The 13,049-nt window shown below is 36.8% G+C and carries 11 protein-coding genes; 9 read left to right on the forward strand and 2 right to left on the reverse strand.

The genetic code is table 11. The features are described 5' to 3' along the window. Positions 1-50 precede the first annotated feature (50 nt). A complete protein-coding gene (locus tag I583_RS15505; protein ID WP_010762360.1) occupies positions 51-1,253 on the forward strand; it encodes a multidrug effflux MFS transporter in 1,203 nt (400 codons plus the stop codon). A 134-nt stretch (positions 1,254-1,387) separates the two neighbouring features. Continuing rightward, the gene (locus I583_RS15510; protein WP_010762361.1) at positions 1,388-2,296 is read left to right on the forward strand and encodes an AEC family transporter; all 909 of its coding nucleotides are present in this window, start codon (positions 1,388-1,390) and stop codon (positions 2,294-2,296) included. Positions 2,297-2,480: 184 nt separating this feature from the next. Here the strand turns inward: I583_RS15510 and I583_RS15515 are convergent, their stop codons facing one another. Further along, on the reverse strand, positions 2,481-3,998 hold the full coding sequence (locus tag I583_RS15515; RefSeq protein ID WP_010762362.1) for a UDP-N-acetylmuramoyl-L-alanyl-D-glutamate--L-lysine ligase: 1,518 nt from the start codon (positions 3,996-3,998) through the stop codon (positions 2,481-2,483). A 463-nt stretch (positions 3,999-4,461) separates the two neighbouring features. On the opposite strand from I583_RS15515, the gene I583_RS15520 reads away from it, so the two are divergent. The 5 genes from I583_RS15520 to I583_RS15540 all read left to right on the forward strand — a co-directional run bounded on the left by I583_RS15520 (position 4,462) and on the right by I583_RS15540 (position 9,486). Next, positions 4,462-6,111, forward strand: a complete 1,650-nt coding sequence (locus I583_RS15520) for a putative polysaccharide biosynthesis protein (protein WP_010762363.1) — start codon at positions 4,462-4,464, stop codon at positions 6,109-6,111. A gap of 79 nt (positions 6,112-6,190) precedes the next feature. Further along, positions 6,191-6,913 carry a pseudouridine synthase gene (locus I583_RS15525; RefSeq protein ID WP_010762364.1) on the forward strand — a complete coding sequence of 241 codons (723 nt, stop codon included), beginning with the start codon at positions 6,191-6,193 and terminating at the stop codon, positions 6,911-6,913. Positions 6,914-7,130: 217 nt separating this feature from the next. Continuing rightward, entirely contained in the window at positions 7,131-8,018 is an 888-nt protein-coding gene (locus I583_RS15530) for an ABC transporter ATP-binding protein (protein ID WP_010762365.1), read from the forward strand. After that, positions 8,015-8,836: an ABC transporter permease subunit gene (locus I583_RS15535; RefSeq protein WP_010762366.1), complete on the forward strand. Its 822-nt coding sequence runs from the start codon at positions 8,015-8,017 to the stop codon at positions 8,834-8,836. The genes I583_RS15530 and I583_RS15535 overlap by 4 nt, the downstream gene beginning before the upstream one ends. Continuing rightward, positions 8,836-9,486, forward strand: a complete 651-nt coding sequence (locus tag I583_RS15540; protein WP_010762367.1) for a TetR/AcrR family transcriptional regulator — start codon at positions 8,836-8,838, stop codon at positions 9,484-9,486. Before I583_RS15535 ends, I583_RS15540 begins: the two co-directional genes overlap by 1 nt. Here I583_RS15540 and I583_RS15545 read toward each other — a convergent pair whose 3' ends face one another. Next, a complete protein-coding gene (locus I583_RS15545; RefSeq protein WP_010762368.1) occupies positions 9,487-10,341 on the reverse strand; it encodes an NAD(P)H-hydrate dehydratase in 855 nt (284 codons plus the stop codon). Between the two features lie 152 nt (positions 10,342-10,493). On the opposite strand from I583_RS15545, the gene pepV reads away from it, so the two are divergent. Together pepV and I583_RS15555 are read left to right on the forward strand one after the other, a co-directional pair. Next, positions 10,494-11,909 (forward strand): dipeptidase PepV, encoded by a 1,416-nt coding sequence (gene pepV / locus I583_RS15550; protein WP_010762369.1) that lies wholly within the window; start codon positions 10,494-10,496, stop codon positions 11,907-11,909. A 189-nt stretch (positions 11,910-12,098) separates the two neighbouring features. After that, positions 12,099-13,049, forward strand: a complete 951-nt coding sequence (locus I583_RS15555) for an ABC transporter ATP-binding protein (protein WP_010762370.1) — start codon at positions 12,099-12,101, stop codon at positions 13,047-13,049.

Genomic DNA, 13,049 nt, shown 5'->3' on the forward strand with positions numbered 1-13,049 from the left:
CAGTCAGAGCTGAATGAGCCCACCTCGCTTTTAATTTAGGAGGAAGTATTTTGAAAAAAAGCATCAAAATTCGTGTACCATCTTTAGTGTTACTGATTGTTTTAGTTGGGTTTCCACAGATCAGTGAAACGATTTTTACTCCGTCGCTGCCAGATATTGCCCATGATTTTCAAACATCCATGGCAATGGTTCAGTTAACGTTGAGTATTTATTTTCTAGCTTTTGCGCTAGGTGTGTTCTTTTGGGGCTGGTTGTCTGATTTTGTTGGGCGACGTAAGGCTATGCTTTATGGATTGTTGTTTTACGGGTTAGGTAGTTTTCTTTGTTTTCGCTCATCGACGATTGAGATATTACTTATGGCTCGATTTGTTCAGGCTTTTGGTGCCAGTACAGGATCCGTTGTAACTCAAACAATATTACGTGAAAGTTATTCTGGTAATCAGCGCCATGCGTTATTTGCGCAAATTTCTGCAGCTCTTGCGTTTACTCCGGCGATTGGTCCATTGATTGGCGGTGTTGTCGATCAGTATTGGGGGTTTAGAGCTGTCTTTCTTGTATTAGTATTGATGAGTGTTTTGATATTCTGTTATGCATTTTTGCGCTTGCCTGAAACGTTTGAAGTTAATAAGCGAGTACCAGTAAAATTATTGCCGATCATTAAACGATTTTTAATAAATCCTAAAGTATTGACTTATGGTTTTTTAATAGGCGCGATCAATGGTATTTTATTCAGTTACTATGCAGAAGCGCCATTTATCTTTATAGAACAATTTCATTTATCGGCAGCGATGTATGGATTTTTAGGCATTGGTGTGGCAGGTGCGTCGATTCTAGGCTCTTTATTGTCCAAAAGGTTACTGCCAGTTTATCCACCGGAAAAAATCATTTTGATTGGGATTAGAACGTTGGTGTTTGGTGCAATTTTTCTGCTTTGTGTCAGTGGGGGAAGTATTCTTCTGGAGAGTGTCCAGTTTTGGCTAATGTTGATGGGGATTTTTATCTTGTTAACTGGAGCAGGGATGGCCTTGCCTAATTGTCTAAGTTTAGCGTTGACCGATTTTCAAGATGTGATCGGCACTGCAGGAGCAATCTTTAGCTTAGGTTATTACTTGTTGGTTAGTCTATTCACGTTTTGCATGAGTAAATTGCATAATGAGACTTTATGGATGATGCCTTTGTATTTTCTTGCCATTGGTAGTTTGATGCTATTGTTAGTACGAAAATTTTTATTGTCTAAGAATAAAGTAAGTTAGCTAAGTGAAAAAAAACAAAAAACATCTGTGCAAAAAAGTTGCACAGATGTTTTCTTATTCAAACCAGTAGGGAATAGATTTTTTTGCTATAATTTATGGTAGTGTTAGAAATAATTAAGTGAGGGGTGCGTTGGATGAAGGAAATTTTATTACAGGCGATTGGGTTTTGTTTTGTTATATTTTTAGGGTATTTAATGAAGCGAATTGGCTTGCTGAGTAAAGCAGATGGTGGTATGTTGTCAGTTATTATTGTAAATATTACCTTGCCGGCAACCGTGATCGTTAGTTTAGCTAACGTGGTTGTTTCAGGCACGCTATTTTTCTTATTAGCAATGGGAATTGTTTTGAATATCTTGGTTATTTTGATTGGTGGTAAAGTAAGTAAGAAACGTTCCATTTTAGAGCAGAAATTCCAAATGTATTCAATGTCAGGCTATAATATTGGTAATTTTAGTTTGCCGTTTATCCAAGGTTTTTATCCGTTAGCGGTGCCATTTCTTTTGATGTTTGATATTGGCAATAGCGTGATGTTGACAGGTGGAACCACCTTGTTGATTGATAAAGTGGTTGGGACTAAAGAAGAGACTACGTTTAAGAAAATCGTTTTAGCTTTGTTTAAATCAGCACCGTTTACAGCGTATATGGTTATGTTGCTGTTACGGATCATTCAGTTTAACTTACCTGTGGAAGTGTTGGGTGTGTTAGAAATGATTGCCAAGGCAAATGGTTTTTTATCGATGTTTATGATCGGACTATATTTTGAATTACGTTTACCTAAAAAAGCGCTGCACTTAGTAAAAGAAGTTTTAGTTTGGCGTTATTTATGTGGAGCGATTTTTGCGTTATTATTTGCTTTTGTCATTCCGCTAGATCCATTGTTACGGATTGTTTTAGTCGTATTGAGTGTGGCTCCCATGCCAACTTTTTCGGTGATCAATAGCGTTAAGGTCGGAATGCCGGAAGAGACAGTTGGATTTACGTCTTCTGCGAGTATTTTGATCAGTTTAGTATTGATGACACTAATAATGATGTTTATGGGATGACACTAGAAAAATGTGAGTGAGAGATAACTCTTTGAGTTATATCCCGCCCACATGGAATCGGTATAAATGGAGGAAGCAGAAGCAATTCCTTCTTATTGCTGTAAAACACAACGAAGTAGGAGTTGATGTTGCATAGTCCCTACTTGGTTTTTGGCATTAAACACACCTGTTCCAACCTCTCAGGTTATTTAAGTATTAGACGTTCAGCAATATAGAAATCACCTTTATAAGGCGTATCTTCTCCGCCTACTTTTTGGTATAGGTCTGCGCCTTTTCCAGCTAAGACGACGGCGTCTTCTGCTAGACTCATTGCCAAAGCTTTTTCAATTGCTTCACTGCGGTCTTCAATTATTTCAACTGGAATATCCGTTGTGATGTATGATTGAATCTCTTCGCAAATCGTAACGGGATTTTCATCAGCTGGATCATCTGTAGTTAAGATAGCAATATCAGCTAATTCAGATAAGACAGTACCGAAATCTTTTCTTCTGGAAATAGCTTTATTTCCTGTACTGCCAATCACCACAAGTAAACGGCCAGTAGGATGCTCTTTTTTGACAAAGGCTAACAGATTTTTTAAACTATCATAATTATGCGCATAATCTACATAGATTTTTGCACCATTTGTATTCGTTAATAATTCCATTCGTCCAGGAACAGTCGTTTCTTTGATTCCTTTCTCACAGTCATTGCGTGTAGCGCCAACTAAGGCACTAGCAAGAACAGCGCTCAAGGCATTCCCCTTATTAAAATCACCGCCCAAACGCAAGTGATACTCACCAGAAACGGCTAAGGAGTCATTTTTTCCTTTGATAGAAAAGGCAAGAGAATCATCTGCACAGGTTTGATAGATATAATCTGTGTCTGGAGATGCTTGGTCGCCATAAACAAGATAAGGAATTTTATGCAATTCAGCTGTTTCTTTCAATAATTGAAAATAATCGGATTCGTGATTAAAAATCATCGTTTTTGAATGCTTAATTAGTTGCCGTTTACAGTAAAAGTAATCATCAAATGTTGGATGTTCGATCGGACTGATATGATCCGGTGTAATATTTAGGAAAATTCCTACATCAAAAAATAAACCATACACGCGATTTGTTTTGTAAGCTTGAGATGACACTTCCATAATGAAATGAGTCATGTTGTTTTTTACAGCTTCTGCCATCATTTGATAAAGGTCAAGTGACTCAGGGGTTGTTAAATGTGATTTGAAAAAGGTTTTTCCATCTAACGTAGAGTTCATAGTAGACAACATGGCTGTTTTGTTATTTGTAGCGTTATCTAAGATAAATTTAGTAAAGTAAGCAGCAGTTGTTTTGCCTTTTGTGCCAGTAAAACCAATTAATTTTAATTTATTTTGTGGATAGTCATAAAAAGCCATGCTTAAAACAGCCATTGCCTTTTTGATATCTGTCACAATGATTCCTAATGTTGCGGGGACATCATAAGGTTGTTCTGCTACATAAACAGTAAGCCCAGATTTGACTGCCATTTCTAAATACTCTGATTTGAAATTCATTCCTTTACAGAAAAAAAGAGTATTAGCATTTACAGTACGGGAATCATAGGAAAGAGTGTCAAAATTTTTATTATTCAACGAGGTAGGTAAGGTCAAAGACCAGCCGTCAGCTGAAGTAAATTCTTTTAAAAGATGTTCTTCAAGTAAACATTCTCGGATTGTTTCTAAAGAAATAGTCATCATTACGCCTCCAAGCAGTATCTAATAATCTGATTTTCAGATTTTTTGGATAGAAAACTTTAGAAATTCATCATACAATTTAAACGTCAAAACTTCAAGGCGCTTGACTGGTAGGTGGGGAAAAAAGATTGCGATATTCTCAATGTAAATACGTCTCATTCTAATATAAAAAAGGAATTAAAATAACAACCATATAATAAATGTTTTTTTATCTAATATAAAAATAATCACAAAATCTAATTAGTATAGAGCGTTTTTTTCTTTTAATATAAACAAAAATGGAATAGTTATAAATGAAGTGTTTCGTTGGTTTTTAGATATTTAAAATATGAAAACGACTGTTTTTTTACAAAATCTGTGTGGAAAGTATAAATAAGTTAATTTATTCAAGAAAGTCGTTGCATATACTTGGTTTAACAATTAAAATAAAGAAAGCATGTTCAAAGAAAGTTGGAGGAGTTAAATGATAAATCAACCAAATCCTGCTGATCAACCGATCTTGACTAACCAAGAGAAAATGGTTAAAGGATCTGCTTGGATGACAGCTAGTAATATAATTTCTCGTTTGTTGGGTGCGGTATACATTATCCCATGGTACGCATGGATGGGAGAACACGCCAACGAAGCAAATAGTTTATCTTCAATGGGATATACTGTGTATGCTCTCTTTTTATTAATATCTACAGCGGGGCTTCCTGCGGCTATAGCTAAGCAGACCTCTTATTACAATTCATTGAATGAATATAAGCTCAGCCGACAGCTTTTTTATAAGGCTCTTCAGTTGATGGCTATTTTAGGTGCTATTTTTGCAATCATCATGTATCTTGCAGCACCACTTCTAGCTAAGTGGTCAGGCGGCGGAGAAGAATTGATTCCAACGATGCGTTCACTAAGTTTAGCTGTATTGATTTTTCCTTGTATGAGCGTTGTTCGAGGTTATTTCCAAGGAAACCAAGATATGATGCCTTATGCTTTGTCACAAATTGTTGAACAAGTTGCACGTGTTTTTTATATGTTATTGACAGCATTTATCATTATGAAAGTCATCGATGGAAATTATGTTGATGCAGTAACACAATCAACACTTGCCGCATTCGTAGGAATGTTAGCTAGCTTAGTTGTTTTGCTTTACTATATTCGTAAACAAAAACCAATGTTTGACTATCTTGAAGCTCACAGTGCCAATGAGCATGAAGCTTCAACTCGAGATTTATTGACAGAGACTTTAAAAGAAGCAATTCCGTTTATTATTGTTGGATCAGGTGTGACAGTTTTTAAACTAGTTGACCAGTTTACATTTTCTAATTTTATGAATACCTTTACCGCATATTCTGGCAGTCAGTTGAGAACTTTGTTTGCAATATTTAATGCAAATCCAGATAAACTAACAATGGTAGTGATTGCGTTAGCAACCTCTATTTCAGCTACAGGGTTACCATTGATCACTGAAGCGATTACCTTGAAAAAATACCGTGATTTGTCTAAATTGATTAGTAACAATTTTCAATTGTTTATGTTTGTGATGTTGCCGGCGACATTCGGTATGATCGTCTTAGCAAAACCACTTTATACAATGTTTTATGCACCAGATGACTTAGGTGTTTCGGTCTTGATTCAAGCCTGTTTTGCTGGTTTGTTTATGGGATTATATATGTTATCATCAACAATGTTAATGGGGATGTATGAGAATAAGGCCGCCATCAAATACTTTGGTTTAGGTCTTGCTTTGAAATTGATTATTCAATATCCAAGTATACGACTTTTCGAAGTTTATGGCCCATTGATTGCTACGATGATCGGGTTTGCGCTATCTTGCGTGTTGATCATGAGAAAAATCAAGAAAGTCAGTCACTTCAATTTTGGCTTGACGTTACGACGTGGATTATTGATTTTCTTGATCACATTAGTAATGGTGATTGCAGCAATCGTGATGAGACAATTCTTGTATCTATTCTTGGATCCAACACGCAAATTCCAATCTTTTGTGATTATCATGATCGTAGCGGCATTTGGCGGGGCAGTATACGGATATATCACATTAAAACTGCGCTTAGCGGACAAATTACTAGGAGCAAGTGTAGTTAAAATTCGTCGTAAGTTGAAAATAAAATAAATAAAACGAAATCAATAGCGGGACGCAATGTTCCGCTATTTTCGTTAAAATACATACGCTTTTAAAACTGGAGGATCATATGCGTTTAGATAAATTTCTTGCAGAAACTGGAGTTGGCAGTCGGAAAGAAGCCAAACAATTGTTGAAAAAAGGATTAGTCACTGTAAATGAGAAGGTCATCAAAGATGGTAAGACACACATTGATGAAAAGCAGGATAGCATTAAATTTGCTGGAGAAACATTAACCTATCAAAAATATTACTATTATTTGTTGCACAAACCGCAAGGCGTGATCTCAGCAACAGAAGATAAATGGGATCAAACAGTAATAGATATACTAAGAAATGAAGACTATCGCGAAGATCTATTTCCTGTCGGTCGTCTGGATAAGGATACAGAAGGTTTATTGCTGTTAACGAATGATGGACAACTGGCTCATCAATTATTATCTCCTAAAAAACATGTAGACAAAGAATACTTCGCAAAAGTTCAAGGAGTCGTAACTGAAAAAGATGTACGTCAGTTTGCGGAAGGATTTGCGTTGAACAATAAAGAGCAAGTCAAACCGAGTGAACTAATGATTGAATCAGTAGACGAAACAAGCGAAATCTCAGAAATACGTTTGATTATTCAAGAAGGAAAATTTCATCAAGTAAAACGCATGTTTGAAGCGGTCGATAAAAAAGTAGTTTACCTAAAACGGTTGCGAATGGGAACGTTATGGCTAGATGAAGACTTGGCCTTAGGTGAATATCGAGCTTTGACTGAAAAAGAGCTTGAAGACCTAAATAAAAGGTTTTAGCTCCGAGAATTGAGATGATCAGAACGGAGTTTAGTTTGCTTTTTTCTCGCTGTTTATTCGTACAACAATATATAAATTTCTAAAAGGTGCAAGAAAAGACAACAAGAAGCGACTGTTTATTTTAAACAATTCTTTCTTGTTGTTTTTTCTTTGACTAGCCAGTCAGTACAGGTATATACTTCTATTGACTGGCTAGTCAATGAGGAGGAATAATAAAATGAATGTTATTGAACTGAAAGGGTTGACCAAGCTATACAAAAAACAAGCAGCTATCGATCAAGTAGATTTATCAGTAGAAAAAGGTGAAATCTACGGTTTTATCGGTCCAAATGGTGCCGGAAAATCAACGACAATCAAAGCCATGCTAAATTTTATCTATCCTGATCAAGGAACAGCTACTTTACTTGGTTTGGATAGCATTAAAGATGTTAAAGAAATTCGTAAGCGTACAGGTTATGTATCAAGCGATGTCCGTTTTTATCCAAATATGACAACAATTGACGTGCTTAAATACGTGGCTGATTTTCACCAACTAAAAAACAGCAAACAGCAAATCGATTATTTTATTGAGTTGTTTGATATAGATGCTCGTAAAAAAATGTCCGATCTATCACTAGGAAATAAAAAGAAAATTGCGATTACAGCAGGTATCTTACCAAATCCAGAATTACTGATTTTAGACGAACCTACCAACGGGTTGGACCCATTGATGCAGCACCGTCTATTTGAAGAGTTAGAAAAATACAATAAAAAAGGCATGACAATTTTTTTATCTAGCCATGATTTAAATGAAGTTCAACAACACGCACATCGAGCAGCCTTTATTCGTCAAGGAAAAATCATCACAGTTCAAGATATTACAAAGGAAAAATCATTAGGTAAAGTCATCACATTGATTGGTGATCACATCCCATTGTCGTTATTTGAACAAATGGGTGCTGCTATTTTAAAACACCAAGGAAATGAAACTCGATTATTATACGAAGGTGATTTACGTAAAGTCCTGCCACTATTGAGTGATACTTCGATTCAAGATTTTACGATCACAAATCCTGAATTAGAAGATCAGTTTATGGCCTTGTATGAAGGAGGAGATGGAAAATGATTACAGCAAAAATCGAAAGTAAGTCGTTAGTAAAGGGGCTGATCATTTGGACTATTTTATTTGCCGTTATTATTTTTGGCTTTAGTGCAGTTTATCCCCAAATGCACAGTTCAGCGATGGAGGATCTTTTGGGAGCTAAATTGAACGGGTTATCTCCATCCTTACTAAAGACGTTCAACATTAGCGTGAGTGGACAAACAAGCTTTTTAGTAGCTACCGGGTTCTTTGGTTACTATTTTCAGTATATGTTTTTAGCAGCATGCATTTATGCTATGATGCTGGGAAGTCAGTCTTTGATCAAAGAAGAGACAGATGGCACGATTGAATTCTTATATGCACAACCTGTAACACGTATTGGGATCGTGACAAGTAAATTTGTAGGAAATGTATTGATTCTAGCTATTTTTTGGTTATTTTCATTTGCAGTTTCTGTAGGTTCAACGCTATTATATCGCCAATCAAGTGATTCTGCTGCAACGATCATCAGAGAAATCAGTAGAATCTATATCCAAGAAAGTTTGATTTTGTTGTTTTTCTTAACACTGGGCTTTTTTGTTTCGACATTTTTAAAATCTAGTAAACAAAGTACCAGTATTTCATTAGGTATTGTGTTTGGGTTTTATTTAATTGGCATTTTTTCAGATTTGAATGACTCATTTAGTTGGGCAAAAAATGTTTCACCCACACATATGGGGATTCCAGGCAACTTGTTGGATAAAGGGTTATCTGTTGGAAATGTGGCTTCATTGAGTGTCCTGCTTATTTTATTTTTAGCTGGAACATATGGAGTTTATCAACGGAAGGATTTGAAAGTCTAGTGAACGAAGTCAAGATCGATCAAAAAAAATACGACCGAATTTTAGAAGCGGCATTAAGCCATTTTGCAAAGTATGGATATCAAAAATCCAGTACGGATCAGATTGCAAACGATGCTGAAGTTTCAAAAGGATTGATTTTCCATTATTTTGGTAAAAAACACGTATTATATGAACGAACGATCAGTGCAGTGGTTGATTTTTTAACTGAACAATCAAAGGGTTTATTTACGGAAAAGAATCCAGATTTGGTAGAAGTCATAGTTGTATCGATTCAGCATAAAATGAAATTAGAACAAGCTTATCCGAAACATCTTCAATTGTTGAAAGTGGCATATACACAAAAACAACTGCTACCAAAAGGAATCCAAGCTAAGTTAACACAGTATATGGATGAAAATACGAACATCACCTATCCGTTATTAACTAGAATTCTTGGACAATTGCCGATCAAAAAAGGCATTGAAAAACAAAATGTTGTTCAGTTAGTTTTGGGTGTATTTAATCAAATCTCTACTGAAAGTTTGCAGCTTTTGAAAGCTGATCCAGAAGTTACCGAGGTCAAACAAATGGATTTTTTAGCAGAACGGGCAGAGATTTATATGAGAATTTTACAAACAGGATACCTAGAAAATAAAACAGAGGAAAAATGATTATCGTTTTTCTTCTGTTTTATTGTGTAACTGTTCAAAACGTTTCATGTAATAGGGCAAATTCTTACTGATTTCAGTCGGTAAGACCACGTAATTTTCTTTCCCTAATTCTTCTCCAATGAAACTATGCAAATAAACGGCTGCACAAACGGCCGCTTCTTTTTCTTTAAATTGCGCTAGAAAACTAGCAATCATCCCAGCAAGTGTATCACCCATACCACCAGTTGCCATGGCAGGTGATCCTAAGGGGTTTTTGTATTTTGCGTTGGCGGTATAAATTTCAGTTCGATGGCTTTTTAAAACAATCGTAGCCCCTAGTTTCATTTGCCAAAGTTGGTTATTTTCGACAGTTTGATCAATGATTTTAAGGCCACTTAGACGTTCCCATTCCATTTGATGAGGTGTGAATACAACTTGTTTTGGGTAGTTTAAAGAATAATGATTTTGCGCAAATAAAGTAATAGCAGACCCGTCGATCACAAGCCACTGGGACGATTTTTGCTGTTGTAAGACGTTGTCTAAAATATGTTGACTATGAGTATCTAACCCTAGACCAGGTCCAATTAAAATGACATCTGCTGTATCAATTAAATCATTGAATTCTTGAGTGAGCGTCCAATCAAGAACCATCGCCTCAGGTAAGCGAGCATGAAGTGCAGTATGATTTTTTTCAGCTGTACTAACAGAAGTTAAGCCACAACCTGCTTTAACGCAAGCTTCTGCACTCATAATGATTGCTCCGCCATACGAGTCATTTCCACCAATCAAAACGGAACGTCCAAAGGTTCCTTTGTGAGAATTTTGTAGGCGAGTCTTGATCACAGCAGTCAAATTTTCTTTTGATAGTTCTTTCATCTGAATATTCTCCTTTCGTGATTTACCTTCAGTATAAAACTGTTTAGAATGAAGCGCAAAATATTACAGAAAAAAACTGTTCCCGCCTTTTTCTTTTAAGCCAGTTAGTGGTATGATGGGGAGGTAGAATAATGAATTGGAGTGACTAAAAAATGACAATTGATTGGCAAAAAGAAGTAGACGCACGTAAAGATGCGCTATTAGAAGATTTACAAAATCTATTACGCATCAATAGTGAGCGTGATGACTCAAAAGTAACACCAGATGCACCATTTGGACCAGGACCTGTTGCTGGCTTAAAACATATGTTAGCGTATGGCGAACGTGATGGTTTTGCTGTGAAAAATGTTGATAACTATGCTGGTCATATTGAATACGGCGAAGGCGATGAAACGTTAGGAATTTTCGGTCACATGGACGTTGTTCCTGCTGGTGATGGTTGGGATACGGATCCTTATGAGCCTGTCATCAAAGACGGTAAAATCTTTGCCCGTGGTTCAAGTGACGATAAAGGCCCAAGTATGGCCGCTTATTATGCATTACGAATCATCAAAGATTTAGGTGTACCATTATCTAAAAAAGTTCGTTTTGTCGTTGGTAGTGACGAAGAAAGTGGCTGGGGTGATATGGATTATTACTTCAAACATGAAGAAACTCCTGATTTCGGGTTCTCTCCAGATGCAGAATTCCCAATCATCAATGGTGAAAAAGGGAATGTCTCTTTATACGCTCGTTTTGGCGGATCAAGCGAAGGCGAATATGTTTTAGAAAGCTTCAATGCTGGTTTACGTGAAAACATGGTTCCAGGTACAGCAACCGCTGTAATCACTGTTCCAACTGCCGAAGCGGCAGAAAAAATGCAAGGCGCATTTAGTGTATTTGTGGATGAAGAGCCGATTTCTGGCGAGTTAGAAGCGAATGGTACAAGTGTAACGATCAAAGTTGTAGGAAAAGGTGCACATGGTGCTAGTCCGCAATCAGGGATCAATGCGGCGACATTCTTAGCAGTATTCCTAAACAGCTATGCATTTGCTGGCGCAGCGAAAGAATTTATTCAAGTTGCAGCAACACTTGTCCATGAAGATTTCTATGGGGAAAAATTAGGCGTAGCTTTTGAAGATGCTAAGATGGGTAAATTAACAATGAACGCTGGTTTATTCGTCTTCAAGAAAGATGCTGAAGAAGGCAACTTTATGAGCTTGAATTTCCGTTACCCTAAAGGAACAACGGCTGCTGATTTAGAAACTGGTGTGAAAGCTACAGCAGGCGCTATCGGTGCAGAAATCGTTCAAGGCGGACGTAATCAAGAACCGCATTATGTTCCAGCAGATGATCCATTAGTTGAAACATTATTACAAGTTTACGAAGATCATACTGGTCAAAAAGGTCATGAACAAATCATCGGTGGCGGAACGTACGGACGTTTACTAAAACGTGGTGTCGCTTATGGTGCAATGTTCCCAGGCTATACAGATACAATGCACCAAGCCAATGAATTTATGGCGTTGGATGATTTATTCCGTGCAACAGCAATTTATGCGGATGCGATTTATCGTTTGGCGAAATAAACTTCGCCACGCTAATTTAAAAAAATCAGAAAACCTGACAGACAGTTGTCAGGTTTTTTTCTGTACAATAGAAACAAGTCGTTAGAAACATCGGACATTTTCAAGTATACTTATAAACATACTTAAAAATAATGAAAGATTACCTAAAGATAAATAGCACGTGCACACAAGAAAAAATGAGGTGAACAAATGATTAATTTCCAAAACGTATCAAAAAAATACAACGACCAATTAGTATTGGAAGACTTCGATGTCTCAATTGAGGACGGTGAATTTTTTGTATTAGTCGGTCCAAGTGGGAGCGGAAAAACAACCACTTTAAAAATGATCAATCGCTTGATCGAACCAACAGACGGCGATATCTATTTTAACGAGCAAAGGCTGATCGATTACAATCTAAAAGAGCTACGCTTAACAATCGGCTATGTCCTTCAGCAAATTGCGCTATTCCCAAATCTAACAGTTGCTGAAAACATTGAATTGATTCCAGAAATGAAACACTGGAGCAAAGCCAAAAGACGGGAAAGAACGGAAGAATTACTAAGAAAAGTTAGTTTACCGCCAGAAGAATACCTCCATCGAAAACCAGCTGAATTATCTGGAGGCGAACAACAACGGATCGGAATCTTACGAGCGATCGCAGCCAAACCAGATATTATTTTAATGGACGAACCGTTCAGTGCATTAGATCCAATTTCCAAAGGACAATTACAATTGTTGATCAAAGAGCTGCATAAAGAATTAGCCAGCACTGTTGTTTTTGTGACCCATGATATGAATGAGGCTCTTCTTTTAGGCGATCGGATTTGTGTGATGAAAGACGGTAAAATCGTTCAAACAGATACACCAGAAGCTATCAAAAGTCATCCAGCCAATGAATTTGTAGCACAGTTCTTCCAACATGAGCATGCCAATTTGGAGAATTATTGTGCAGAGGATTTAGTAGCCGCTGGTTTTGTAGAGGATGGACAAGTAGAGAGTGAAACAACCGTGAATTTAGGAACAGATTTACCAACGGTGATCCGCATACTTGTAGAAGGAAAAACCGTTGTATTAGTCGATGAAGATGGTCCAATCGGTGAAATCACAGATCGAACGATTCTACGCTTTTTAGAAACAAAGATAGAAGGTGATCAATAA

Origin of the sequence: Enterococcus haemoperoxidus ATCC BAA-382 (assembly GCF_000407165.1) — a bacterium.
GTDB classification, from domain to species: domain Bacteria; phylum Bacillota; class Bacilli; order Lactobacillales; family Enterococcaceae; genus Enterococcus_L; species Enterococcus_L haemoperoxidus.

What these genes read in the sequence shown, in the direction of transcription:
- I583_RS15510 (WP_010762361.1), top strand. Translation starts at nt 1,388, where the DNA reads ATGAAGGAAATTTTATTACAGGCGATTGGGTTTTGTTTTGTTATATTT.
- pepV (WP_010762369.1), top strand. Translation starts at nt 10,494, where the DNA reads ATGACAATTGATTGGCAAAAAGAAGTAGACGCACGTAAAGATGCGCTA.
- I583_RS15530 (WP_010762365.1), top strand. Translation starts at nt 7,131, where the DNA reads ATGAATGTTATTGAACTGAAAGGGTTGACCAAGCTATACAAAAAACAA.
- I583_RS15525 (WP_010762364.1), top strand. Translation starts at nt 6,191, where the DNA reads ATGCGTTTAGATAAATTTCTTGCAGAAACTGGAGTTGGCAGTCGGAAA.
- I583_RS15555 (WP_010762370.1), top strand. Translation starts at nt 12,099, where the DNA reads ATGATTAATTTCCAAAACGTATCAAAAAAATACAACGACCAATTAGTA.
- I583_RS15520 (WP_010762363.1), top strand. Translation starts at nt 4,462, where the DNA reads ATGATAAATCAACCAAATCCTGCTGATCAACCGATCTTGACTAACCAA.
- I583_RS15515 (WP_010762362.1), bottom strand. Translation starts at nt 3,998, where the DNA reads ATGACTATTTCTTTAGAAACAATCCGAGAATGTTTACTTGAAGAACAT.
- I583_RS15545 (WP_010762368.1), bottom strand. Translation starts at nt 10,341, where the DNA reads ATGAAAGAACTATCAAAAGAAAATTTGACTGCTGTGATCAAGACTCGC.
- I583_RS15535 (WP_010762366.1), top strand. Translation starts at nt 8,015, where the DNA reads ATGATTACAGCAAAAATCGAAAGTAAGTCGTTAGTAAAGGGGCTGATC.